Source organism: Streptococcus sp. HN38, from assembly GCF_028335765.1.
In the GTDB taxonomy this organism is placed as follows: domain Bacteria; phylum Bacillota; class Bacilli; order Lactobacillales; family Streptococcaceae; genus Streptococcus; species Streptococcus suis_P.
In genome coordinates this window covers 369,834-395,693 of record NZ_CP116604.1, presented here as the reverse complement: position 1 = coordinate 395,693, position 25,860 = coordinate 369,834, and the positions used below count along the sequence as shown (strand labels likewise).

General features: G+C 42.8%; 14 protein-coding genes, 4 tRNA genes, 3 rRNA genes and 2 pseudogenes. 2 read left to right on the top strand and 21 right to left on the bottom strand.

Annotation, left to right across the window (positions count from 1 at the left end; all coding sequences use genetic code 11):
• Positions 1-55: 55 nt before the first annotated feature.
• Positions 56-1,015: an asparaginase gene (locus PHA78_RS01975; protein ID WP_024376334.1), complete on the top strand. Its 960-nt coding sequence runs from the start codon at positions 56-58 to the stop codon at positions 1,013-1,015.
• Here PHA78_RS01975 and PHA78_RS01970 read toward each other — a convergent pair.
• The 20 genes and pseudogenes from PHA78_RS01970 to PHA78_RS01875 form a co-directional block, all read right to left on the bottom strand.
• Positions 966-2,509 (bottom strand): annotated as a pseudogene (locus PHA78_RS01970) (IS1182 family transposase). The gene PHA78_RS01975 and the pseudogene PHA78_RS01970 overlap by 50 nt on opposite strands.
• A gap of 130 nt (positions 2,510-2,639) precedes the next feature.
• Positions 2,640-4,658 carry an ATP-dependent DNA helicase RecG gene (gene recG, locus PHA78_RS01965; RefSeq protein ID WP_024377443.1) on the bottom strand — a complete coding sequence of 673 codons (2,019 nt, stop codon included), beginning with the start codon at positions 4,656-4,658 and terminating at the stop codon, positions 2,640-2,642.
• 117 nt (positions 4,659-4,775) lie between these two features.
• A tRNA-Glu gene (locus PHA78_RS01960) sits at positions 4,776-4,847 on the bottom strand.
• 22 nt (positions 4,848-4,869) lie between these two features.
• A tRNA-Asn gene (locus PHA78_RS01955) sits at positions 4,870-4,942 on the bottom strand.
• Between the two features lie 4 nt (positions 4,943-4,946).
• Positions 4,947-5,062, bottom strand: a 5S ribosomal RNA gene (rrf, locus tag PHA78_RS01950).
• A gap of 192 nt (positions 5,063-5,254) precedes the next feature.
• Positions 5,255-8,158 (bottom strand): 23S ribosomal RNA (locus PHA78_RS01945).
• 308 nt (positions 8,159-8,466) lie between these two features.
• A tRNA-Ala gene (locus tag PHA78_RS01940) sits at positions 8,467-8,539 on the bottom strand.
• 195 nt (positions 8,540-8,734) lie between these two features.
• Positions 8,735-10,283: ribosomal RNA gene (locus tag PHA78_RS01935) — 16S ribosomal RNA — on the bottom strand.
• The 16S, 23S and 5S rRNA genes sit together here with 3 tRNA genes alongside, the layout of an rRNA operon.
• 723 nt (positions 10,284-11,006) lie before the next feature.
• Positions 11,007-11,195: a 50S ribosomal protein L28 gene (gene rpmB / locus PHA78_RS01930; protein ID WP_001140948.1), complete on the bottom strand. Its 189-nt coding sequence runs from the start codon at positions 11,193-11,195 to the stop codon at positions 11,007-11,009.
• A 393-nt stretch (positions 11,196-11,588) separates the two neighbouring features.
• Positions 11,589-12,470, bottom strand: a complete 882-nt coding sequence (locus PHA78_RS01925; protein ID WP_013730139.1) for a class II fructose-bisphosphate aldolase — start codon at positions 12,468-12,470, stop codon at positions 11,589-11,591.
• A gap of 234 nt (positions 12,471-12,704) precedes the next feature.
• Positions 12,705-12,790: transfer RNA gene (locus PHA78_RS01920), tRNA-Leu, on the bottom strand.
• A gap of 369 nt (positions 12,791-13,159) precedes the next feature.
• Positions 13,160-13,690, bottom strand: a pseudogene (gene tnpA, locus PHA78_RS01915) (IS200/IS605 family transposase).
• 198 nt (positions 13,691-13,888) lie between these two features.
• Positions 13,889-15,493: a CTP synthase gene (locus tag PHA78_RS01910; protein WP_024377876.1), complete on the bottom strand. Its 1,605-nt coding sequence runs from the start codon at positions 15,491-15,493 to the stop codon at positions 13,889-13,891.
• A 192-nt stretch (positions 15,494-15,685) separates the two neighbouring features.
• Entirely contained in the window at positions 15,686-16,267 is a 582-nt protein-coding gene (gene rpoE / locus PHA78_RS01905; RefSeq protein WP_011921912.1) for a DNA-directed RNA polymerase subunit delta, read from the bottom strand.
• Positions 16,268-16,393: 126 nt separating this feature from the next.
• Positions 16,394-19,414 carry a pneumococcal-type histidine triad protein gene (locus PHA78_RS01900; protein ID WP_272158385.1) on the bottom strand — a complete coding sequence of 1,007 codons (3,021 nt, stop codon included), beginning with the start codon at positions 19,412-19,414 and terminating at the stop codon, positions 16,394-16,396.
• A gap of 33 nt (positions 19,415-19,447) precedes the next feature.
• Positions 19,448-20,368 (bottom strand): metal ABC transporter solute-binding protein, Zn/Mn family, encoded by a 921-nt coding sequence (locus tag PHA78_RS01895; RefSeq protein ID WP_099806818.1) that lies wholly within the window; start codon positions 20,366-20,368, stop codon positions 19,448-19,450.
• A 136-nt stretch (positions 20,369-20,504) separates the two neighbouring features.
• Positions 20,505-21,788, bottom strand: coding sequence for a trigger factor (gene tig, locus PHA78_RS01890; protein WP_024377873.1), 1,284 nt, complete (start codon positions 21,786-21,788; stop codon positions 20,505-20,507).
• A 116-nt stretch (positions 21,789-21,904) separates the two neighbouring features.
• Positions 21,905-22,504 carry a DUF1349 domain-containing protein gene (locus PHA78_RS01885; protein ID WP_024375971.1) on the bottom strand — a complete coding sequence of 200 codons (600 nt, stop codon included), beginning with the start codon at positions 22,502-22,504 and terminating at the stop codon, positions 21,905-21,907.
• A gap of 1 nt (position 22,505) precedes the next feature.
• Entirely contained in the window at positions 22,506-23,525 is a 1,020-nt protein-coding gene (locus PHA78_RS01880; protein WP_024375970.1) for an alpha/beta hydrolase, read from the bottom strand.
• A 9-nt stretch (positions 23,526-23,534) separates the two neighbouring features.
• Positions 23,535-24,653 carry a pectin acetylesterase-family hydrolase gene (locus PHA78_RS01875; protein ID WP_099806819.1) on the bottom strand — a complete coding sequence of 373 codons (1,119 nt, stop codon included), beginning with the start codon at positions 24,651-24,653 and terminating at the stop codon, positions 23,535-23,537.
• A 141-nt stretch (positions 24,654-24,794) separates the two neighbouring features.
• Between PHA78_RS01875 and PHA78_RS01870 the strand changes: the two genes are divergently transcribed.
• The gene (locus PHA78_RS01870; protein WP_024375968.1) at positions 24,795-25,304 is read left to right on the top strand and encodes a TetR/AcrR family transcriptional regulator; all 510 of its coding nucleotides are present in this window, start codon (positions 24,795-24,797) and stop codon (positions 25,302-25,304) included.
• A 106-nt stretch (positions 25,305-25,410) separates the two neighbouring features.
• On the opposite strand, the gene PHA78_RS01865 is transcribed toward PHA78_RS01870, so the two are convergent.
• The gene (locus PHA78_RS01865) at positions 25,411-25,860 is read right to left on the bottom strand and encodes an Rrf2 family transcriptional regulator (protein ID WP_011921901.1); all 450 of its coding nucleotides are present in this window, start codon (positions 25,858-25,860) and stop codon (positions 25,411-25,413) included.

The following is a 25,860-nucleotide window of genomic DNA, read 5'->3' as shown; positions in this document are numbered from 1 at the left end:
TTCTAAGAATTATGTTACAATTAGTATATCACACTTTGAAAGAAACTGAAAATTTATGAAAAAAATTCTAGTACTGCATACAGGTGGAACCATTTCTATGCAAGCCAATCATCAGGGTGAAGTTGCATCGAGTAAAATCAATCCAATGACCCAAATTGATAGCCCACTAGAAGAAATTCAAGTGACATCCTTGGATTTTCTCAATGTTCCAAGTCCACACATTCGCTTAGAACACATGATGACTCTATACCAAAAAATTAAAGAAGAACAAATGAACTTCGATGGTTTTGTCATTACACATGGCACAGATACTTTAGAAGAAACTGCCTATTTCATTGATACAATGGCTATTCCAGAAAAACCAATTGTATTGACCGGAGCCATGCGTTCCTCAAATGAACTAGGTAGCGACGGGATTTATAACTACCGAACAGCCCTACGTGTGGCTGCTGATGATAAATCCGCAGATAAAGGTGTTCTAGTGGTCATGAACGATGAAATTCATGCTGCTAAATATGTTACAAAAACCCATACCACCAATGTCTCAACCTTTCAAACACCAACCCATGGACCACTGGGTTTAGTCACCAAACGAGAGATTCTATATTTTAAAACTGCTGAACCACGTGTTCGATTTGACTTGTCAACAGTCACAGGAACGGTCCCAATCATAAAAGCTTATGCAGATATGGACTCCATTCTCCTTGACTCCCTCACTGCAAGCTCAATTTCCGGTTTAGTCATTGAAGCACTCGGCGCCGGAAATCTTCCGCCTACCATCCTTCCAGCTATTAAGAAACTCCTTGATCAAAAGATACCCATTATTCTGGTATCTCGCTGTTTTAACGGAATTGCTGAGCCTGTCTATGCCTACCAAGGAGGTGGCATCCAACTGGAGAAAGACGGCATTCTATTTGTTAAAGAATTGAATGCTCAAAAAGCCCGACTCAAACTCCTTATCGCTCTCAATGCAGGCTTAGAAGAGCAAAGCTTGGCAGATTACATCCAAGGTTAATCGCTAACGAACTATTCAATATGTCAAAAGACCAACACATGTGTGTTGGCCTCAGATTGCAGACAAACATCGTTTTGGTGTTTGTCTTTTTACTGTTTTTAGAGAAAAATGGCTGTTTTAATGCTGAAACCACCCCATCTGGACAAAATAAAAAGGCCTTCTTGCCATCCTTTTAACTAGTTTTTTGAGATTTAAGCACGCCAAAGTCAGTCCAATCTTATCCTCCATTTTGGACTTGCCTTTTTCCCTCGTGTAGCGCAGATTATGGTATTCCTTGGCTGTGCCAAATAGCCGTTCAATCGTCTCTTTCCGATGTTGATAGAGTTCCTTCATCCCTCTTTGATGACGAATATCCTCGCACTGTTCCAAATACTCCTTCCAAATATGCCGCGTGACAACTTTTTGATGGTTCTTACTGGTCGTACATACTGATAATAGGGGACAGTTGGCACAAATTGCTGGATCACTTTTGTATTCTCGGTAGCCTTCTCGGGTAGTCGTGCGATAGGTCAAGGCCTGATGTTCAGGACACAGGACACAATCGAAGTGTTCGTCATAGACAAAATCTTTAGGACGAAGTTGTCCCTTCTTCCCACGGGGACGGGTGTAGGGAAGGACAGGAGTGATTTCCTTATCAAGCAAAAACTTGGCAATACTGGGAGTTTTATAGCCCGAATCCGCAATGATATACTCTGGTTTCAAGGGTTCAAGCTTGGCAAAAAGTGCAGGAAAAGCCTGGCTGTCATGGATATTGCCAGCCTCAACACTATAAGCAAGTGCCCAGCCATACTTATCACAGGCAACTTGGGCAGAATAAGCGAAAACTTCCTTATGATCACCTTTGTGGAACCAGCCACTCTCAGGGTCGGTAGTGGATAGTTTCTGGTTTTTAACCTCTCTTTTTTCGACGGGCTTTAGTGGCTTTTTTCCGTGCTTTACCCGATCTTGATTAATTTCGATTTCCAGCTGTTCACTCATGAATTTGGCCTGCTTTTCCACCTCTTGGTTGATAAACTTACGATTATTGGCCGCAGCTTTAATATGAGTTCCGTCTATGAAAATCTCCGTCGGGTCAATTAGGCCTGCATTGATACACAGCCCAAGAATATGCGTGAAAATGGACTCAATCAACCCTTTCTCTTGAAAGCGACGGGAATAATTTTTGCCGTATGTCGTGAAGTGAGGCACCTTGTCATCTAGGGTTAAACCAAGAAACCAGCGATAGGCAGTATTCACTTCAATATCCTTGATGGTCTGACGCATGGAACGAATACCATAAAAGCACTGAATCAGAGGAATTTTAACTAACATGACAGGGTCAAGACTAGGACGACCATTATCAGACGAATAGGTATCTTCTACTAGGTCATAAATGAAGTCGAAGTCAATCACAGCTTCCACTTGGCGCAGGAAATGATCTGCAGGCACAAGCTGGTCAAGGGTATAGAAACCGTACTGATTGCGGTTATAGTCAGGTTTTTCTTTGTGTAGCATAGGAGAACCTCATAAGTCCGTTTTCTTATATTATACTCCTAAATACGAAGAAAAGCCCTTAGAAAATCAATTCTAAGGACTTTGTCTTCAGTCTGAGACCAACACATGTGTGTTGGCCTTTTTTATATGACTAGTCCAATTCCTCTCGATCTTTCAAATTAGCAAGCAAAATCGACCAATTAGGGTCCTCCTGCCAATTTTCCACGCTAACAATCTGACTAGCAACTCGTCTTGCTTCCTCTAAAATTGGATAGTCCTCGATAATATTTGCAACCTGAAATTCCGGCAAACCTGATTGACGAGTTCCAAATATTTCTCCAGACCCACGCATTTTTAAGTCAGCTTCAGCCAAAATAAAACCATCTGTCGTCTCTGTCATAATTTTCATGCGTTCCTTACCAGACTCTGTTTTAGGATTAGCAACTAACACTGCATAAGACTGCTTATGACCACGTCCTACACGCCCTCTCAACTGATGTAATTGGCTCAAACCAAAACGATCTGCATCCATAATAACCATCACCGTTGCATTGGGCACATTGACTCCGACTTCAATAACGGTGGTAGAAACCAAAATATTCGTTTTTCGCTCCTTAAAAGCCTGCATGATGGCATCTTTCTCGTCATTCTTCATCTTACCGTGTAACAAATCCACTGTAACTTGCTCTCCAAAATGCGCCTGTAAATCAGATTGCAGATCTACAGCATTCTTTAAATCTAAAGCCTCAGATTCTTCAATCAGCGGAGAGATAAAATAAACCTGAGCACCTACTTTTAACTCACTCTCCAACCAATCTAAGACCGTGGGCAGCTGTTGATGTTTGACCCAGCGAGTGATAATTGGCTTCCGACCAGCAGGTAACTGATTAATAATCGATACATCCATATCTCCAAAAGCTGTAATGGCTAACGTCCGAGGAATAGGTGTAGCAGTCATCATAAGCACATCCGGATTATCACCCTTCTCGCGAAACAGACGGCGCTGTTTAACACCAAAACGATGTTGCTCATCAGTCACAACCAAACCAAGCTTATGATACATCACACTTTCCTGGATAAGAGCGTGAGTTCCTACAATGATGTCTACCTGACCACTAGAAATCGCCTCTAAAGCAGTACGACGCTCCGCAACCTTCATTCCCCCTGTCAAAAGAGCAATAGAAAGTTCTGGAAAAAGCTGGCGCAAACTCTCAAAGTGTTGCTCAGCCAAAATTTCTGTCGGCACCATGATTGCAGCCTGCATCCCCGCAGTCACAGCAGCAAACATAGCCAATCCAGCAACTACTGTCTTCCCTGAACCAACATCCCCTTGTAACAAACGATTCATGTGCCCATAGGACTTCATATCTGATAGTATTTCAGCCAAAGCCCCAGACTGAGCATCCGTTAAGACAAACGGCAATTGTCTTATTTGCATAGCCAATCTATCAGCATCATAAGCAATCTTCAAACCATTCGAAATATCACGATTGCTGGCTTTCAGCATTTGCAACTGTAATTGAAAATAAAATAATTCCTCAAACTTCATACGTCGCAAAGCTTGTCTATACTCTTCTAAATTTGTCGGAAAATGCATCGCAAAAACCGCCTCTCGGCGATTCATTAACCGATAGCGCTCTCGTAAAACTGATGGCAAGTTCTCCTCTAATAAATGCAAATATCCCTGATCAATAGCTGTTTTAATAGCCTTAACCAAATTTACTTGCGAAATCCCTTGTGCCACATGATAGACAGGTTGGAGCTCATCTGATACTTGAGTCAAAATTTTCATTCCTGTCAAACTTGCCTTAGCCTTATCCCACTTTCCCCAAACTGCAATATCCTGCCCCAAAACAATCTTATCTGCTAAATAAGGCTGATTAAAAAACGAAACTGCTAAGACAACCTCACCCTGTTTCATTGAAAAACGGAGTCTATTTCTTTTGTAACCATAATACTGTACATTAGCTGGAGATACCACCTCCCCAACTACCACTGCCTTCTCCCCATCCTGCAAATCATAAATAGACTTACTCTCAAAATCTTCATATCTAAATGGATAGTAAGTCAGCAAATCATTAATATTTTGAATGTTAATTTTTAAGAATTTTTCAGCCGATTTTGGACCAATCCCTGGCAAAACCGATAATTCATCACATAGTTTTTTCATGTCTCTATTATATCAACAAACAATGAATTGACAAAGTAACAAGAAAAGAAAAAGGAGCCAAATTAAAGCCTATTCACCTCAAAAAACAAAAAAAGAGACCTAAGCAGCCTCCAAATATAGTCCGTACGGGATTCGAACCCGTGTTACCGCCGTGAAAAGGCGGTGTCTTAACCCCTTGACCAACGGACCATATACTAAAGATTTCTCTTTACTCCGCCAACAGGGCTCGAACCTGTGACATCATGATTAACAGTCATGCGCTCTACCAACTGAGCTATGGCGGAATATGCTAAGCGACTACCGTATCTAACAGGGGGCAACCCCCAACTACTTCAGGCGTTCTAGGGCTTAACTGCTGTGTTCGGCATGGGTACAGGTGTATCTCCTAGGCTATCGTCACTTAACTATTGAGTCTTGTCAACTCAAAATTGAATATCTATATTCTAACAAGAAACCGTGCGCTTGTCAATATTGACTCGTGAGTAATTGTACTCAGGCTAAATTCTTAGTGAAAAAGATAAACTTCCTAGAGTCTATTGACTCTGCGTCAGTTTCCTATTTTCATACAGAATTTGTAACGCCTTCGTTACTTATTCTTGGATAAGTCCTCGAGCGATTAGTATTGGTCCGCTACATGTGTCGCCACACTTCCACTTCCAACCTATCTACCTGATCATCTCTCAGGGCTCTTACTAACATAAAGTTATGGGAAATCTCATCTTGAGGTGGGTTTCACACTTAGATGCTTTCAGCGTTTATCCCGTCCCTACATAGCTACCCAGCGATGCCTTTGGCAAGACAACTGGTACACCAGCGGTAAGTCCACTCTGGTCCTCTCGTACTAGGAGCAGATCCTCTCAAATTTCCTACGCCCGCGACGGATAGGGACCGAACTGTCTCACGACGTTCTGAACCCAGCTCGCGTGCCGCTTTAATGGGCGAACAGCCCAACCCTTGGGACCGACTACAGCCCCAGGATGCGACGAGCCGACATCGAGGTGCCAAACCTCCCCGTCGATGTGAACTCTTGGGGGAGATAAGCCTGTTATCCCCAGGGTAGCTTTTATCCGTTGAGCGATGGCCCTTCCATACGGAACCACCGGATCACTAAGCCCGACTTTCGTCCCTGCTCGAGTTGTAGCTCTCGCAGTCAAGCTCCCTTATACCTTTACACTCTGCGAATGATTTCCAACCATTCTGAGGGAACCTTTGGGCGCCTCCGTTACCTTTTAGGAGGCGACCGCCCCAGTCAAACTGCCCGTCAGACACTGTCTCCGATAGGGATAACCTATCCGGGTTAGAGTAGCCATAACACAAGGGTAGTATCCCAACAGCGCCTCAGTCGAAACTGGCGTCCCGACTTCATAGGCTCCTACCTATCCTGTACATGTGGTACAGATACTCAATATCAAACTGCAGTAAAGCTCCATGGGGTCTTTCCGTCCTGTCGCGGGTAACCTGCATCTTCACAGGTACTAAAATTTCACCGAGTCTCTCGTTGAGACAGTGCCCAAATCATTACGCCTTTCGTGCGGGTCGGAACTTACCCGACAAGGAATTTCGCTACCTTAGGACCGTTATAGTTACGGCCGCCGTTTACTGGGGCTTCAATTCAGATCTTCGCTTGCGCTAAACCCTCCTCTTAACCTTCCAGCACCGGGCAGGCGTCACCCCCTATACATCATCTTACGATTTAGCAGAGAGCTGTGTTTTTGATAAACAGTTGCTTGGGCCTATTCACTGCGGCTCAGTTAAACTGAGCACCCCTTCTCCCGAAGTTACGGGGTCATTTTGCCGAGTTCCTTAACGAGAGTTCTCTCGCTCACCTGAGGCTACTCGCCTCGACTACCTGTGTCGGTTTGCGGTACGGGTAGAGTATGATACATCGCTAGAAGCTTTTCTCGGCAGTGTGACGTCACTAACTTCGCTACTAAACTTCGCTCCCCATCACAGCTCAATGTTAGAGATACAAGCATTTGACTCATATCACACCTCACTGCTTAGACGGGCACTTCCAATCGCCCGCTTTAGTTAGCCTACTACGTCCCTCCATCACTTCATACTCTAGTACAGGAATATCAACCTGTTGTCCATCGGATACACCCTTCGGTCTCTCCTTAGGTCCCGACTAACCCAGGGCGGACGAGCCTTCCCCTGGAAACCTTAGTCTTACGGTGGATGGGATTCTCACCCATCTTTCGCTACTCATACCGGCATTCTCACTTCTATGCGTTCCAGCACTCCTCACGGTATACCTTCTTCACACATAGAACGCTCTCCTACCATAACACTAATGTGTTATCCACAGCTTCGGTAAATTGTTTTAGCCCCGGTACATTTTCGGCGCAGGGTCACTCGACTAGTGAGCTATTACGCACTCTTTGAATGAATAGCTGCTTCTAAGCTAACATCCTAGTTGTCTGTGCAACCCCACATCCTTTTCCACTTAACAATTATTTTGGGACCTTAGCTGGTGGTCTGGGCTGTTTCCCTTTCGACTACGGATCTTAGCACTCGCAGTCTGACTGCCGACCATAAATCTTTGGCATTCGGAGTTTATCTGAAATCAGTAAACCGAGATGGCCCCCTCATCCAAACAGTGCTCTACCTCCAAGATTCTCAAATGTCGACGCTAGCCCTAAAGCTATTTCGGAGAGAACCAGCTATCTCCAAGTTCGTTTGGAATTTCTCCGCTACCCACAAGTCATCCAAGCACTTTTCAACGTGCCCTGGTTCGGTCCTCCAGTGCGTCTTACCGCACCTTCAACCTGCTCATGGGTAGGTCACATGGTTTCGGGTCTACGACATAATACTAATCCGCCCTATTAAGACTCGGTTTCCCTACGGCTCCGTCTCTTCAACTTAACCTCGCATCATATCGTAACTCGCCGGTTCATTCTACAAAAGGCACGCTCTCACCCATTAACGGGCTCGAACTTGTTGTAGGCACACGGTTTCAGGTTCTATTTCACTCCCCTTCCGGGGTACTTTTCACCTTTCCCTCACGGTACTGGTTCACTATCGGTCACTAGAGAGTATTTAGGGTTGGGAGATGGTCCTCCCGGATTCCGACGAGATTTCGCGTGTCTCGCCGTACTCAGGATACTGCTAGGTATAAAGAATATTTCAAATACGAGGCTATTACTCTCTTTGGCCTACCTTCCCAGGTAGTTCTTCTATACTCTTTAAGTCCACATTGCAGTCCTACAACCCCGAGGAGTAAACTCCTCGGTTTGCCCTCCTGCCGTTTCGCTCGCCGCTACTAAGGCAATCGCTTTTGCTTTCTCTTCCTGCAGCTACTTAGATGTTTCAGTTCACTGCGTCTTCCTCTTCACTACCTTAACAGTAGTGAGTGACAGGCATTACCTGCCGGGTTCCCCCATTCGGACATCCCTGGATCATTGCTTACTTACAGCTCCCCAAGGCATTTCGTCGTTAGTCACGTCCTTCATCGGCTTCTAGTGCCAAGGCATCCACCGTGCGCCCTTATTAACTTAACCTTATTAACCTAATTTTTTCAAAAATTAGAAAACTCATTAAATATTCACAGCGTTTTCGGTTTATTTTCTTGTTACTATTTCTTAATGTATCCTTTCAGATACATCAGGAATGTTTGATAGATATTCAATTTTCAATGGACAAGTTCTAAGATATTAAGAACCGATGCGACTTGTCGCAAAACTTTCGTAGAATAAGGAGATAACCAACGACGTGTCTTTAGACACTAGGTGGTTTTGACTTATTCCTAGGAAGTTTAGGTTCGTATTCAGTTATCTTAGTTATCTAGGCTACTCTGTATTCTAGATAATGGAGCCTAGCGGGATCGAACCGCTGACCTCCTGCGTGCAAAGCAGGCGCTCTCCCAGCTGAGCTAAGGCCCCGTACATTTTTATGTACCTGTTAACGTATTTAATTGTTTCGATATAATATCATTTTTGAGACGCTGGCCCCTGTCGTGCACTAGCTCCGCTAGTTTCGACAAAGCTTCAACCTAAAGGTTTCGCTTAGCTGAGCTAAGGCCCCACAAGACCTCTCAAAATTAAAGAAGACTGACGTACAGGTTTCCATTTCCTTAGAAAGGAGGTGATCCAGCCGCACCTTCCGATACGGCTACCTTGTTACGACTTCACCCCAATCATCTATCCCACCTTAGGCGGCTGGCTCCTAAAAGGTTACCTCACCGACTTCGGGTGTTACAAACTCTCGTGGTGTGACGGGCGGTGTGTACAAGGCCCGGGAACGTATTCACCGCGGCGTGCTGATCCGCGATTACTAGCGATTCCGACTTCATGTAGGCGAGTTGCAGCCTACAATCCGAACTGAGACTGGCTTTAAGAGATTAGCTTGCCGTCACCGACTTGCGACTCGTTGTACCAGCCATTGTAGCACGTGTGTAGCCCAGGTCATAAGGGGCATGATGATTTGACGTCATCCCCACCTTCCTCCGGTTTATTACCGGCAGTCTCGCTAGAGTGCCCAACTGAATGATGGCAACTAACAATAGGGGTTGCGCTCGTTGCGGGACTTAACCCAACATCTCACGACACGAGCTGACGACAACCATGCACCACCTGTCACCGATGCTCCGAAGAGAAACCCTATCTCTAGGGCGGTCATCGGGATGTCAAGACCTGGTAAGGTTCTTCGCGTTGCTTCGAATTAAACCACATGCTCCACCGCTTGTGCGGGCCCCCGTCAATTCCTTTGAGTTTCAACCTTGCGGTCGTACTCCCCAGGCGGAGTGCTTAATGCGTTAGCTGCGGCACTGAGTCCCGGAAAGGACCCAACACCTAGCACTCATCGTTTACGGCGTGGACTACCAGGGTATCTAATCCTGTTCGCTCCCCACGCTTTCGAGCCTCAGCGTCAGTTACAGACCAGAGAGCCGCTTTCGCCACCGGTGTTCCTCCATATATCTACGCATTTCACCGCTACACATGGAATTCCACTCTCCCCTTCTGCACTCAAGTTTGACAGTTTCCAAAGCGTACTATGGTTAAGCCACAGCCTTTTACTTCAGACTTATCAAACCGCCTGCGCTCGCTTTACGCCCAATAAATCCGGACAACGCTCGGGACCTACGTATTACCGCGGCTGCTGGCACGTAGTTAGCCGTCCCTTTCTGGTAAGATACCGTCAAATGAGAAACTTTCCACTCTTCTCACAGTTCTTCTCTTACAACAGAGCTTTACGATCCGAAAACCTTCTTCACTCACGCGGCGTTGCTCGGTCAGGGTTGCCCCCATTGCCGAAGATTCCCTACTGCTGCCTCCCGTAGGAGTCTGGGCCGTGTCTCAGTCCCAGTGTGGCCGATCACCCTCTCAGGTCGGCTATGTATCGAAGCCTTGGTAAGCCGTTACCTCACCAACTAGCTAATACAACGCAGGTCCATCTCATAGTGAAGCAATTGCTCCTTTCAAGTACCTACCATGCGGTAAATACTGTTATGCGGTATTAGCTATCGTTTCCAATAGTTATCCCCCGCTATGAGGCAGGTTACCTACGCGTTACTCACCCGTTCGCAACTCATCCGTCTAGTGCAAGCACCAGACTTCAGCGTTCTACTTGCATGTATTAGGCACGCCGCCAGCGTTCGTCCTGAGCCAGGATCAAACTCTCATAAAAAGTTTTGATTCAAACTCAAGCTATTGCTAGCTTTCCGTTTTATTGTTCTTTGTCATTGACGATTTATCCTTAGATAAATCACCCTGCACGTTTGGTTCGTCTTCTTTAATTTTCAAAGGTCTTGTCGTTATCGCGCTCGCGACAACTATCTTAGTTTATCATTTCTTCAACTTCTTGTCAACACTTTTTTGAAACTTTTTTTCGTTTCTCTGTTAACTAGTCCCCTCAAGAGACAACTCATTCATTCTATCATCTTCTGATGGTCTTGTCAACACTTTTTCGAAACTTTTTTTCGTTCCTCTATTAACTAGCCCCTCATGAGACAACTCATTCATTCTATCATGACTTATATACATTGTCAACTAGTTTTTGGGATTTTTTGGATTTTTTTATGAAATTTGGCGAAAAACTGAGAAAAACTCTCTATTCTTCCAGTTCGTGATTTCCTTCTTGTAGACCCCGTACGGATATGCTCTCTCGTACAACTCCTAATGTCAATCCAAGTTTATATGTTCGTGCTTGAGAAAATCTCCCACATCAATACACAGTTTATTTTTGACATCATTCCTTCTTTGTTAACTTTTCAGCAACAATGTGAAGAGCTATATAGCTGATATTCTTTCCTGTTTATTATGTAGTGGCCGAATTTGCTCCTCACCGACTTTATATCTAGGCTATTTTTCCAAAAACAAAAGTCGCTAGATTTTTCTAACGACTTTGTTATTATACGCGTTCAACTTTGCCTGATTTTAGTGCACGTGCTGAAGCCCAAACTTTTTTAGGTTTACCATCAATCAAAACAGTTACTTTTTGAAGGTTTGGTTTAACTGCGCGTTTAGTTTGGTTCATAGCGTGTGAACGGTTGTTACCTGATACAGTCTTACGACCAGTGAAATAACATACTTTAGCCATTGTATCTTCCTCCTCATTTGATCAAATATATCGGATGTGCTAGCACCACATACCATACTATTCTAACAGAAAAGATTGGACTTGGCAAGAATTATTTTCATTTTTATTTTTTTAAAGTATCTATACTCATAGGTAAATATTTTAACACTACTGTTTGCGTCCCATCCATAATTCTTCGTTCTCTAAGTCATTAGAGTCATGAAAACTTTGGAGCAGTTTATATTTTAACTGTTCTCTGCTCACTTCTATCGTAGATTTCTTCATAGCAAAGAACTAGATCAAACTTAATCAACTATTATAATAAAAAGGATTCTCGAAAGAAAATCCTTTTTGGTTTAATCTAAGAAACTTATGCTTTGTTTGCTTGAAATCTAAGATTTCTTCGCAGTTACATTAAGCTTTGTTCGCTGAACCGAATACGTCGATACGCTCTTCAACAGATGCTTGGATAGCTTTCACGCCGTCTGCCAAGAATTTACGTGGGTCAAAGAGTTTTTTCTTATCGTATTCTGCTTCGTTTGCTTCATAAGCTGCTGCAAACTTACGAGTTGCGTTTGCAAATGCGATTTGGCACTCAGTGTTTACGTTAACTTTAGCAACACCCAATTTGATTGCTTCTTGGATTTGTGCATCTGGAATACCTGAACCACCGTGCAATACGATTGGGAAACCTGGTACAGCTTCAGTCAATTTACGCAAGTGGTCAAGGTCAAGACCTTCCCAGTTTGCTGGGTATGGACCGTGGATGTTACCGATACCTGCTGCCAAGAAGTCAATACCAGTTGCAACCATTGCTACTGCATCTTCAATTGGAGCCAATTCACCAGCACCTACGATACCATCTTCTTCACCACCGATAGTACCAACTTCAGCTTCAACTGAGATACCTTTAGCGTGCGCCAATTCTACAACTTCTTTTGCTTTTGCAAGGTTTTCTTCTACTGGAAGGTGTGAACCATCAAACATGATAGAAGTGTAACCAACTTCGATACACTCAAGTGCATCTTCGTAGTGACCGTGGTCAAGGTGAATAGCAACTGGAACTGTAATGTTCATTGATTCAATCAAGTTTGCAATCAAGTTACGAGCTACTTTGTAACCACCCATGTACTTAGCTGCACCCATAGAAGTTTGGATAAGAACTGGAGCTTGTTTTGCTTCTGCTGCACGCAAGATAGCTTGAGTCCACTCAAGGTTGTTTGTGTTAAATCCACCAACTGCATAACCGTTGTCACGCGCTGCTTGGACAAATTTTTCTGCTGAAACTAATGGCATTTCGATAGCCTCCTAATATTTTTTGAGGTTGCACCTCATACTCTTCTATTCTACCATTTTTATTTTGAAAATGCTAGTTGAAACCGTCTAGTTTTGAGAAAACTTTCACATATCTTTTCATGAAAGCCATAATAATGCCTGTTTCGTATCATTCTTGTAATTTATGAACTAGCATATATCGTGCTCTGCACTTATCTAGACAAAGCAAAAGGACTAGCCTTAGCTAGTCCACTATGCGGAGAGTGGGACTTGAACCCACACGACCTAAAGCGGTCACAGGATCCTTAGTCCTGCGCGTCTGCCAATTCCGCCATCCCCGCTTAACACAAGAACTAGTATATCATTAGGTACTAGCCTTGTCAACACTTTTTTTGAATTTTATTTTTTATTTTTACCTTTTTTGCCAAAACGTATTAATTTAGCTGATTCTTTTGCAATATTCTACTATATAATGCTTAAAACCATCTAGACAATGATGCCATATGGGGGTGGTATTTCGTATTTTCTTCTATAAAATACTGACACTTTTTTTGTTTCTTTATATAAAATCATGACCACCCGTCAAACGGGTGGTTTGAACAAGGGCTATAAGCCCACATCACCAGCTAGCGCCTAAAGACGCTGGCTTTCACTTTGTTCAAGCCTCACTGCTTTTGACTCGTCACTAGCCTCTTAAAGAGGCATTCGTACTACTTGCCATTATCCCTAAAGGGATCTTCATACTCTTTTACACTTAACTTATCAAGTGCTATATCATGTTTAACTCGCTTTCAATATCTTACCTCGTGAAGAAATCATCCACTGGATAATTTCTTTATTCTTGTATATGTTTCTTAATCGTGGCTTCATTAAGTCCAACTTACACTCTTCAACAATTCCCCAAATTGTTGAAGCTCTCTGCCCAGAAATGACGATTCCCAAATTTATAGAGAGATTGGCGTGTTTATCAAACATCATAAGAGCACTCTTGCCTTTTAAATAGCCCATAAAACTGGATACACTTAACCTTGGAGGAATACTGACTAACATGTGAACATGGTCTGGCATCAGATGACCTTCGATAATTTCAACACCTTTATAACTACACAATAGTCGAAATATCTCTCCAAGACTACTTCGATATTGATTATAGATAATTTTTCGTCTATACTTAGGGGTGAAGACAATGTGGTAGAACACAGCCACTTTGTATGTGATAAACTATGTGCCTTTTGCGCCATATTTTTCTCCTTTCGCTTTACAATAGGCTTGAACACCTTTATTGTATCGCGTTTGGAGTTTTTTTGGTATAACCTTCGTCGCGCACCCGCATAGCGGGTGGTTTATTTGTCACGCACCTTACGGAGCGTGACGGACTAAAAGTCACATAATATAAAAGAAGATTGAATAATACCAATCTTCTTCTATAACAGTTATACTTATTTTTCATTCTCCATAGCTGCTGAAACAAAGGCTGTATACAAACCTTCAGGGCGATTAGGACGAGATTGTAGTTCTGGATGATATTGGCAGGCAACGAAGAATTTATTTTCTGGAATTTCAACAATTTCTACCAAACGGTTGTCTGGTGACACTCCTGAGAAAACAAAACCTGCTTTTTCAAATTGTTCACGGAAGTCATTGTTAAACTCATAACGATGACGATGGCGACGTTGTACAACTTCTTGATTATCATAAGCAGCTGCAGCCTTGGAGCCACGTTTGAGCTTGCTTGGATAAAGACCTAGGCGGAGAGTTCCTCCTAAATCTTCCACACCAATTTGATCACGCATGATGTCAATAATTGGATATTTGGTTTCTGGGTCTAATTCAAAGCTGTTAGCACCTTCTAAACCGAGAACGTGACGTGCAAATTCTACACAGGTCAGCTGCATTCCCAAGCAGACCCCTAGCATTGGCACGTCATTCTCACGAGCATAACGAATGGCTTGTATTTTCCCTTCTGTACCACGTTGTCCAAAGCCACCAGGAACGATAATTCCTTGTGCTTGTCCTAGACGTTCAGCTACGTTTTCTGCTGTCAAATCATTTGCATTGACCCAGTCCAATTCGATAGCAGCATCATTTGCATATCCTGAGTGTTTTAGAGCTTCAACTACAGAAATATAGGCATCTTGTAATTCTACATACTTACCAACTAAAGCGATTTTTACTTTTTTCTGGAGATTAAGAACCTTGTTTACCATTGCTGTCCACTCTGTCATATCTGCTGGAGGTACGTCGAGCTTCAAGTGATCGCAAACAATTTGATCCATGTTCTGCGCTTGCATATTTAATGGGATTTGGTAAAGATGTTCGACATCCAAGGACTCAATAACTGCTTCTGGAGCAACATCACAGAATTGTGCCAGTTTATTTTTAATTCCTTGTCCAGCAGACTGCTCTGTCCGAATTACCAACATGTTGGGCTGAATACCTAGACCACGCAACTCTTTTACAGAATGTTGTGTTGGTTTAGTTTTCATTTCGCCTGCTGCTTTGAGATAAGGCAAGAGTGTTGTATGGATATACATAACATTGTCTGAACCGACATCTGCCTTCATCTGACGAAGCGCTTCAAGGAATGGCAAGCTTTCAATATCACCTACTGTACCACCTACTTCCGTAATGATGACATCTGCATCTGTAGTACGAGCTGCACGCTTGATTTTGTCTTTCAAAGCATCTGTAATATGTGGAATAACTTGAACTGTTGCCCCTAAGTATTCCCCTTTACGCTCTTTACGGAGGACTTCGCTATAAATTTTACCTGTTGTAACATTTGAATATTTGTTCAGGTTAATGTCGATAAAACGCTCATAATGCCCAAGATCCAAGTCGGTTTCTGCGCCGTCGTCCGTCACAAAAACTTCACCGTGTTGATACGGACTCATTGTTCCCGGGTCAATGTTGATGTACGGATCAAATTTTTGGATTGTTACCTTGAGACCTCGATTCTTCAATAAACGACCTAGGCTGGCTGCTACAATCCCTTTGCCGATAGAGGAAACAACGCCACCTGTTACAAAAATATACTTTGTCATGCAAACTCCTTTTCTACGATTCAGGCTAATAGGAAGCAATTTGTGGGGATACTTCCTGTTAACTTGAAGAAAAAACAAAAATAGCTCCCTATCGCTAGGGAGCTCCGACCTCAAAAGAGGTGCCCGATAATATCTTATCGTAATTCAGTAGTCTTGTCAAATTATTTTTAAGAATCTATGGGGATATAATTCTTATTCGTCGACGACCTCTTCATCTGAATACTCGTCGTCATCTTCACCTAAATCAACATCCTCTTCATCCAATTCGTCATCTGGGATAATTTCGTTGATTTCCGAATCATAGGACTCAACTTCATCTTTTTCGTCATCTGGATTTTCATCATCGTATTCTGATGATACACTACCCGGATAGTTGTCCTCATCTTCTGGATCGTCATGTCCATAGTCAATCGCATCATCATCACCGTCCATGAAGGCATTGACACGTTTCTTCTTGCGTTTTGGTGCATCTTCATCATCTTCTTCAAGAGTGATCACTTCTTCATCAATCTCATCGATTGCGTACCAAGAACGTAAGCCCCATTTGTTTTCGCCAAGTGGAATGAAGCTTCCATCCACATTCAAATCAGAATAGAAGGTTGGGAGGGCTGCGCGAATCTCGCTGTTTGATTTTTCAAGGTAGTTTTGAATTTCATTGACCAAGTCGTTGAAATACATTTCGTTGTCACGTCCACGTTCTTCCAAAATAGCACGGGCTACTTCAATCATGGAAAGTTCGCTTTTTTCTTGTCCTGCAAATACGTTAAGTTCCAAGGCTGTTCTCCTTTTTTGTCTTTCCTTTCTATTTTACGCTAAAAAAGGCAAATAGTCAAAGATAATCTTTATCGTTTTTCTGTAAAAAAATACCTGCAGAGCTCAGCGCTACAGGTATTTTGTTTACTATACTTGTTCTTCTAAACTTGGAAGGGAGATGGTCCGTTTGACCCCATCCTTATCTACAAGTCGAACAACTTTGCTTGTTCCATCATATTCGAAAGCTTCAAAAGAAACTTTGTAACGGTCTGAGAGTGTGACCAGACTTTGTTCAAAGGTTTTGAAGTCCATGCCGAACTCTTCTGCTCTTCGTTTTAATTCTTCTGTAAACTCGTCAATTTCCTCGGTTTCTTCATCACTTTCTTCCGTCTCTGTTTCTTCTGTTGATTCAGATGGTGTATTTGGTATAAATACTCCCCAGCCATCGTCTGAAACTGGGCGTTCTTGTGGATTAGTCATGTAGTACTTAACCGTTGCTAGGAAATCTTCTAGACTATACCCTTCAGGACTTCTTGCACTACCTTGGTCAAACCATTTAAAGGATACATAGTGATAGTGATCTTGATGCGGAATTACCAGAGTCCCGTTGCGTACTTCGGTCGCATAGCCAGCATTGTAGGTCAGTGCTTCGAAAGGAACGACTTTCTTCGCTTCCACTCGGTTATAAATTTCCTCTGCTGTTTCTTTTGCAACTTGCGGCTGTTCTGGCGTTGTTGGCTCGCCTGCACTTGCTTCTGTTTCAGTTGGTGCAGGTGTTGACGGTGAACTAGAATTAGATTTCTCACGTTGAGCCACCATAGCCTCTGCTGGGATCAGCTCGCTTAAGTAATTCAAATCACTCTTGTTAATCCGACGGTAACCATCTGTAATCACACGTGGGATGCGATAGTTATCCGTACCTATTTTCACTTTGGGGTCTAATAGGTCTGCTGGATCAAAAATATAGCCGTCTTTCGTTGTATATTTTCCTGCTGCCTTAGCTTCTGCCAATTCTTCTTTAGATAAATCTTTCTTGGAAATTGAACGTAGAGAACCTCCTGTCGCTCTTGGTAGACTGAACGCTTGACTAAAGACAAAACTTGCTGGATCTAGTACGTCTTCCGCCGAGAAGATATAGCCATCATTTGTTGCAAATTTCCCTTTTGCACGTGCATCCATAACTTCTTCTGCTGTGTGAATGATTTGCCAATTTTTCAAGCCTAAGCGGTTGGCTTTAGGTGTTGCATTTAGAATTGGGGGAACAAGATCCGTTGCTTCTCCATCACCATGTCCACTTGTAGTCCAAGCAGATGGACGAATTTCAGGATGTTGCATGATATAGCGGATCGTTGCAATTTGTTCCTTACTCAACCATGTGTAAGGTAGAACGTGGATGTGATCAATGTGTGGAATAATAAAGGATTGTCCAGTATCATAGGTTGCATTTGCTCCCTTCATCGGAATTTGATCCATACCGACCAACATGGCTGGCTTAAGATCTCCTTCTGCAAGCGGTGCAATATCAAAGATATACTGCTTATCTTTTTCTGCCAAGGTCAACTCAGCAAAAGAGATTTTCATCAAATCTAGTTCGTCACGACCATACGTATAAGTTTTTCCACCTACTTCCATTTCATAAACAACTTTTCCAGCCAATTTACGTTTAGCCGTTACTTGTTTGTATTCAAATGCAGGGCGGTTTTCTTCTTGAATTAGTTTTACAGGTTTTGAATCATTCCCTTGACTTGGTGTTGTGGGGTTAGCATCGTTTCCTACTTGTTCAGAAGTTTTCGGTGGCACTTGTTTGCCCGCCTTCTCATTAACCCATTCCTCTACTTGCTTGATTTCAAAATCTTCGAGTTCGCCAAAACCAACATAATGGAAATGATCTCCATGACTAGCTATCAGCCCTTGATCATCAACTGAGGTAATAGAGGATTTGCTAAAGATGTATCCATCACTTGTAAAATATGCCTTACCATCTAACCCTTTTCCGTAAGCAGGAATTTGACGTCCCATATAGGAAACCACTTTCCCTGTTGACTGCTTCGGTTGTGTTGGTAATACTGGTTGTGTAGGCGATACCGGTTGCGTTGTAACCGTGCCGATTGGTGTTACTGGACGATTTGGTTGTGTTGGTGTATGTTGGGAGTGATTTGCTTGTGCGCCAGAAGAAACACCTGCTCCATTTACACCAATCATTCGAGAAATCTTCTCTTCTAGAGGAGACATCTGGCTGTATGGAATAAAGTGGTAATGGTCGCCGTGTGGAACGATGACACCTGCTGCGGTTTTCTTCGTAATCGTTCTTGGGTCAAATACCAATCCATCTGCTTCTACATGGCGTTGAGATAGGGGTGTTGCATCCAATTGAGCCAATAAACTAGCCAAATCCTGACCTTGCCCCGCACTAATTGTTGTCTGTTGAGCTCTATTATTTCTATCGCCATATTGACTACCACTAGCCGAACTCACACTTCCTTTTTGATTCCAGTAATCTTGAGCAGCCTTCAATTCGGTAGCTGATAAATCTTTTTTAGGAATAAAGTGGAAATGGTCGCCGTGTGGAACGATAAAACCATCTCCCGTGTCTTCAATAACATCTGTCGGATTAAAGACATAGCCATCGTCTGTTCTGTAGCGGCCATCTTTACTATTTCCTGCTGCCTGATTTTTGCTGTCAGCAGAAGAGATTCCTTTTTGCCGCTCCACTTCTTCTTTGCTACGAACATTTTTATGTTTGCTAGGATCTTTTAGATAGAGATAGTATTTCCCATCAACTTTTATGACGTAGCCATCCTGGACTTCATTGATGATGTGACTGTCTTGTAAGACATAGTTTGGGTCCTTCATGACCAACTCTTCACTAAAAATCGCATCAAAGGGGACTTTACCATTATAGTAGTGGAAATGGTCACCGTGTGATGTTACATAGCCTTGATCAGTAATTTTAACGACTATCTGCTCAGCGTCAATATTTTCCTTGGCAGAAACTTGATCAGGTGTTAATTGTTCAGCAACGGTAGTTTGTACACTTTGACTATCTTCAATATAGGACACACGATTTTTTTGCTCTTCCATCGCTTGGAAACGTCCAAGCTGATAGCTACAGAGACTCACCCCTAAAACAAGGGCGGCTACGGAGCCAACAACTGCTTTTTTCTTCATTTTTTCTCCTTTCGGTCGATAGAATTCGGCCTTTTATTTTAACTCTTGAGCTAATGTTTCTAAGACTTGCTCTAGATTTTCTAGATAGGTTAAATTATTTTCTGGATCTGCTTCAAGAGGATCCAACACTTTTAAATCTACACCTGTCGAACTCGCCAATGCCTTGGCAAGCTTATCCGAGGCACCTTTTTCTGTAAAAATTGTTTGCACATTGTAGGTGTCAACAAATTCTTTAATTTCCGCCAACTGTCTAGGACTTGGTTCTTCCTCTGAAACTCCTGCGATCCCCAACTGCTTTAGACCGAATCGTTGGGCAGTATAGGAAAAGGCAGTGTGTTGAGTGACAAATGTTTTTGATGTGGCTTTTAAAAAGATTGGGCTATACTTGTCTGCCAACTTTTGCGCCGTTTCCTCTAAAGCTGCGGCATTTTGACGATAATAATCCGCATTCTTAGGATCACTTTCTGCTAAAAGTTCACCAATCGCAACAGCTTCCTGACCAACCAAAACTGGATCCAGCCATGTGTGGGGGTCATACAAACTAGCTTCATCAATCCCTTGACCAGCTTCCATGTCTTCTAACCCTGGAACCTTTGTCAGCGGTAAATTAGTCGAAGCCTCCAAAACCTTGACAGATGAACCTTGCAAATTAGGTTCCAAACGTCCTGCCCAGGATTCCAAAATTCGCGAATGATAGATAAAAACATCTGCATCGTATATGGCCTTTATGTCCGCAGCCGATGGTTCATAAGAGTGTATGCCCGACCGCGAGCCAATCATCCGAACATCATTCTTATCTCCCGACACTTCCTTAACCAGTGAATAAATCGGGTAAAATGAGGTCACAATCCGCATTCCTGACTGAACCTGACTAGCCTCTTTCTGAACCGAGCAAGCCATCAAGCACAAACCAGCTAGAACCGAAAGACAAGCTCCAAGTATTTTCTTTAGCATATTTCCTCCTTTTCACAAAAAAACATTAACCAGTTAAGTTTATACCACAAAATAATTAACCAGTCAAGTTTATAGTGAAAAAAATAGCAAAAAAGCACAAAAAAAAGAAACCAGTCGAAACTGGCTTCCTAATTTATTATTTTACAGTTGCAGTGCTTGTGATCACTTCTACAGCTTTCTTGACAGCGATGTCGTGTTTAAGCATTTCTGGTGAAAGCAAGCTACGAACTTGTGCCACTTCCATTTTGTAAGTTGCTGCCAAGTCTTCGATTTCTTTCTCGATTTCAGCGTCAGTTGCTTCGAAACCTTCTGCTTTCGCTACTGCTTCAACAACCAAGTTTGTCTTAGTACGTTTTTCAGCATCTGCTTCGTATTGTTTATGAAGGTCTTCACGAGTTGTACCAGTGATTTGGAAGTACATATCTGGTGAGATACCTTGTTGTTGCATACCACCCAAGAATTCATTGATTGCACGGTGAACTTCTTCGTGGATCATTTCTTCTGGCAATTCAACGATTTCAGCGTTTTCTACAGCCAATTCAAGAGCTGCTGATTCAACTGCATCGTCAAAGGCAACTTCTTTTGCTGCTTCCAATTCTTTGCGGTACTTAGCTTTCAACTCATCAAGTGTTTCTACTTCTTCGTCGATGTCTTTTGCCAATTCGTCATCCAAAGCTGGAACTTCTTTTGCTTTTACTTCATGGATTTTTGTCACGAAGAGGGCTGGTTTACCAGCAAGGTCAGCTGCTTGGTAGTCTTCTGGGAAAGTCACTTCAACATTTACTTCTTCACCAGCTGCGTGACCTACCAATTGGTCTTCAAAACCTGGGATGAATTGACCTGAACCAAGTCCAAGCGAGAAGTTCTCGCCTTTACCACCGTCAAATTCAACGCCGTCGATTGAACCTACAAAGTCGATAACAACTGTATCGCCTTCAGCTGCTGGACCTTCTTTGATGACCAATTCAGCCAAGTTGTTGCGTTCACGTTCGATTTTTGCATCTACTTCTTCGTCAGATACTTCTTTAGTTGCTTCTACTGAAACTGTCAAGTTTTTGTAGTCACCCAATTTTACTTCAGGTTTTGTCACAACTTCCGCAGTAACTGTCCAGTCCTGACCTTTTTCCATTGATACGATGTCAATTTTTGGTTGTGCAACCACTTCAAGACCAGCTTCTGCAACAGCTGCTTCATAGGCTGCTGGCAAGAGAGCATTGACTGCGTCTTGATAAAGAGCTTCTTCACCAAACTGTTGGTTGAAGACAGCACGTGGCAAGTGACCTTTACGGAAACCTGGAACGTTCAAGTCTTTTTTAACTCTGTTAAACACGCGGTCCAATTCTGGTTTGATAGCATCTTGACCAATTGTGAAAGTCAATACGCCGCGGTTTGTTTCTTTTGCTTCAAATGATACAGACATTCTGTCATTCTCCTTAAAATTTTATTGCATACTCTTCATTATAACACAATTGGCAGGGATTTCAACGATTTTATAACGTACTTTTGGGAAATGGCAGAGCGCTTCTACCCAATCTTCTAATCTGGTTGTTGACCGTCGTGGGCCAACCACTTGCAGTCAGTCAAACTCATTTCTGTAAAGACAGCTTCAAAGGAAGAGTCTTCTGGCGAGCAGGCATAGATACCAAAACGAATTTTCCCGCCGCCTTCATGCAGGTGGCAAATCCGCATTTGCTCAAAATGAATACCGTCTTTGGAGTTTTCGATGCAGAAATCACTACCACGTCGGCTCAAACGGTAGTAAATTGACTTGACAGAAGCTGGAATTTCCTGGGTTGCCCAGTCTGAAAAGCCCTGATTGGTCACAACGCTGCCCAAATGCTGAAAATCTTCATTCTCATACTCAATCGAGCCCTTAATCCAGTTTTCCGAATCCTGATAGACCACGACACCGCACTGATCAAAACGAGTATGACTATTGGAAAAATCCGTCTTAACCGTAAAGGAAAAATACTCTTCCTCCGTGTCCATCAAGAGCAGGGGAGCATTGTCATTGACAAAATGGTAATAGGTCTTCTGCCACAAGTCTGTATGAGCTTGGGTTGTGATTCTGATTTCATTATCCGAAATCTGATAGTTTTCTGGTTCTCGCACCCAGTAAAAATTTTTGGTGTTCATGTTACTCCTTAGTTCGTTCGTCTATAAAAGTCATCATCCGCTCAAATGCTTTGGCAGACACCGGGTCAGTTCGTAAATTCGCCACAAAGCCATGTGGCTTTTCAAGCCCTTCTTCCGCTAAAGGATCGACCAATTCATTCTCAACTCCCGCTTGCTTCAAGGCTTTATTGAGCGATACCATATCTGTCCGATACTCGCTTCCCAGGAGGAAACTTGCTGGGTAGTCCTTGTTCACATGGAAAATCGGGTTATAAGCATTGATTTCTTCCTCACTTAGATAAATGGTTTCTGAAACATAATTTCCAACCAACATCTTCGTACCTAAGCTAAATTTGGCATAATCTAAGGGAGCATCGTCGATGACCAAAGCCTTGACATGTTCTTTTACAATACTTGGTTCAATGTTCAATAGTTGAGCGTACTCCTGATTGGCTAAGACACTACCATATTGAGCTACCATGATGGCACCTGCTGATGAGCCCATCAAGACGACATTGTCCATGTTCAAATGGTATTCTTCAGCGTGTTCCTTTATGTAGGCGATAGCCTGATTCATTTGAATCACAGGTGTTGGAAAATGATAGTCTGGAACAAGCGCATAATCCACATTGACAACATTATATCCTTTTGACACGATGTCGTCAATGAGGTAGGTCGCTTGGCTGGCAGCCAGTGGATCCCCCATATTTTTGCTGCCTCCAAAGAATCCACCACCGTGGAAATAGAAGAGGGTTGGTCGGTCAGCTTCAAGATTTTGGTCTGGATAGGTAATATCTAAAAAGCTGTTAGGATATTCCTTGCTATAGGCAATCTCACTTTTCAAATACTGACCATTCTCTTTCAGACCATCAATGGGGGCATAAAGAGGACTGTAAGAGTTCGGTGAACTTTCCTTGTACATAAACGATTGAATGACACCGACCATCAACTGCGGATGATTGGTAACCGACACATAAGCAATGATACCGAGACTAGCTACAATCCCAAGGATCCATAAGATGATTTTTTTGAATTTTTTCATGTTGTTCTCCTAATCTAATAGTTCTAACCCGTAACTCTTTACCTCTCCGTTAACCGCATCATCCAGCCATTCTGCCACACTCTTGTCTTGAGACATAGGGGTAAAGAATGTTGAGAAGTTAATGGTGGTGTGCTGAGTAGCGGTAGTTTTTTCATCTTGCCCATAATTCCAGACAAAAATACCCACGCCATCAATTTTAGATTGCAGTTCTTGAATCATTTTTTTAAGTTCTTTTTGAAAGTGCTTACTACTCTCTTCTGTTGCATCTGCTAGTTTCCCTTGGTCAATATAGGCTTGATATTGCTGAAGAATTCCATCTCGATAGGAAATATCAAACAATATCTTAACACTATCCCCGCGTTTCTCATGGAGGGCTACTAAGCTATCTAAAACAAGATTGTCTGAATGCAGGTGATCACTAATAGAAGTCGGCGTTTTCCAGACATTTTCCGCAATACTTTTCCAGTTATCATGTCTCAAAAAAGAACTGTCCACTGCAACGGTGACATTTTTCGCTGTCGGAAAATGAGAAATGACATCATCCGCTAGCAGTGAGGTCGCAAATCCGCCAGCTGAAAATCCAGTCACCAGAAGCGTATCGGGATTGCCAACGTGCGGCTTGGCTGCTGCTAATATACTTGACAAATTATTATAACCCTGATGATGGATCGTTTGTTTCTTACCTTTATCATCTACGTAAGTAAAATTCTGTGTGCCAGCATGAAAATCTCCTGTCCCATACGGAAGCACAATCATAGTCCAGTCCTTAAATGGATTATCTTCCTGCGAACTACCAATTCCCCAAGTTGCGACATAATCTTGATGGCCAGTTGTGGTCGCAAAATAGCGTGTGCCACCACTAGCAGTCTCTTCATTGATACTCACACCACCACCGAAGAAATAGACCATCACCTTATTCTTCTCTTTACCGATACGAAGCAGGCCGTGTGCCTGATTGCCCTGAGAATCTACAACCCCTTTAGGACTGAGGCTGTACCATTCATTCACTTGTGGGGTCTGATCAACAAGCTCAGGAGCTGACCAGCCAAAGGTCATTTTATAGGCAATAAAACCAAGCAAGGCTAGAACAACTGTCACAGCCGCTACTATTTTCCAAACTTTTTTCATACTTTCTTTTTTCTGTCCTTTATGGTATATTTTTAGAAACAAGTGTTTCGTTTTTTATTAGTATAGCAGATGGACAGTGGAAAAACTAGTCCCAGCTCTGCTATTTGCCCAAAAGGAAACAAAGGAAAGGAAGTGTTTCGCATGGAAAGAGTGAAGCGGAAAGAGTCGTTATTTGTGGAGAGTGTCGTGGAGGCTTTGTGGGAGTTGCTGGAAGATAAATCTTTTGAAAAGATTAGTGTGTCAGAGTTGGTGGAGCGAGCTGGCATCGGTCGGGTGACCTTTTACCGAAACTTTTCCAATAAGGAAGAGGTGCTCGAACGATCCTTCAACTTGGAGTTGCAAGTCTGGTTGTCAGAACGGCAGATTGACTTGTCGGATTGGTCAGATGCTCATCTCTTACTAGCTTTACGGCAATTTTTTGACTTTTGGTATGAGCAACAGGATAAGATTCGCTTATTGACAGCCAACCACTTGGACTACTTGCTCGAGGAGGTCTTGGATCGCTATTTCAAAGAAAGGCTGGGGGACTTGACTGATGATTTTCACCTGCAATTTATAGTAGGTGGATTTTTCCGAGTGCTCAAAACCTGGGTTACTAGAGGCTGTAAGGAAAGCCCTGATGACATTATGCGACTGATGGGTGAGCGATAGGACAAGCTGATCAACGTTCTTGACCAGACCAAGCAAAAAGACTTAGACAACTGTTTTCAGTCACTCTAAGTCTTTTTTGTATGTGTTCATTGTGAAAAATGACAATTTAAGTCCTTTTCACTTTTTCTTCAATGGCTTTTTCTAGGTCAACCAGAACATCAGACATATACATAGTTTTCAATTCTTTCTCCATAGCTGTCTGGACTTGGACTAGTTTGTCGTCCACAGCAGCATGGATATTTCCCCCCACGATACAGTCAGGATGGGGATTTTCATGAAAGTTGAACAAGCCTTTCTTATCAATATTGTCAACTGTAACAAAGATGTCATAAAGACTAATGTCATCAAGTGTCTTTGCTAAACGAAAACCGCCGCTGCCCTGCTTGGCATCTACAATCCCCGCTTCCTTCAAACCAGACAGAACCGAGCGAATGATAACGGGATTGGCTTGAATGCTGTTTGCCAAAACCTTGCTGGTGACACGTTGCTGGTCTTGAAAGAGATGGATAAAGGCCAAGGCGTGAATGGCAATGGTAAATTTATTTGAAATCTGCAT

What these genes read in the sequence shown, in the direction of transcription:
- PHA78_RS01895 (WP_099806818.1), bottom strand. Translation starts at nt 20,368, where the DNA reads ATGCTAAAGAAAATACTTGGAGCTTGTCTTTCGGTTCTAGCTGGTTTG.
- PHA78_RS01900 (WP_272158385.1), bottom strand. Translation starts at nt 19,414, where the DNA reads ATGAAGAAAAAAGCAGTTGTTGGCTCCGTAGCCGCCCTTGTTTTAGGG.
- recG (WP_024377443.1), bottom strand. Translation starts at nt 4,658, where the DNA reads ATGAAAAAACTATGTGATGAATTATCGGTTTTGCCAGGGATTGGTCCA.
- PHA78_RS01880 (WP_024375970.1), bottom strand. Translation starts at nt 23,525, where the DNA reads ATGAAAAAATTCAAAAAAATCATCTTATGGATCCTTGGGATTGTAGCT.
- PHA78_RS01885 (WP_024375971.1), bottom strand. Translation starts at nt 22,504, where the DNA reads ATGAACACCAAAAATTTTTACTGGGTGCGAGAACCAGAAAACTATCAG.
- tig (WP_024377873.1), bottom strand. Translation starts at nt 21,788, where the DNA reads ATGTCTGTATCATTTGAAGCAAAAGAAACAAACCGCGGCGTATTGACT.
- PHA78_RS01870 (WP_024375968.1), top strand. Translation starts at nt 24,795, where the DNA reads ATGGAAAGAGTGAAGCGGAAAGAGTCGTTATTTGTGGAGAGTGTCGTG.
- rpmB (WP_001140948.1), bottom strand. Translation starts at nt 11,195, where the DNA reads ATGGCTAAAGTATGTTATTTCACTGGTCGTAAGACTGTATCAGGTAAC.
- PHA78_RS01865 (WP_011921901.1), bottom strand. Translation starts at nt 25,860, where the DNA reads ATGCAGATTTCAAATAAATTTACCATTGCCATTCACGCCTTGGCCTTT.
- PHA78_RS01875 (WP_099806819.1), bottom strand. Translation starts at nt 24,653, where the DNA reads ATGAAAAAAGTTTGGAAAATAGTAGCGGCTGTGACAGTTGTTCTAGCC.
- PHA78_RS01925 (WP_013730139.1), bottom strand. Translation starts at nt 12,470, where the DNA reads ATGCCATTAGTTTCAGCAGAAAAATTTGTCCAAGCAGCGCGTGACAAC.
- PHA78_RS01975 (WP_024376334.1), top strand. Translation starts at nt 56, where the DNA reads ATGAAAAAAATTCTAGTACTGCATACAGGTGGAACCATTTCTATGCAA.
- PHA78_RS01910 (WP_024377876.1), bottom strand. Translation starts at nt 15,493, where the DNA reads ATGACAAAGTATATTTTTGTAACAGGTGGCGTTGTTTCCTCTATCGGC.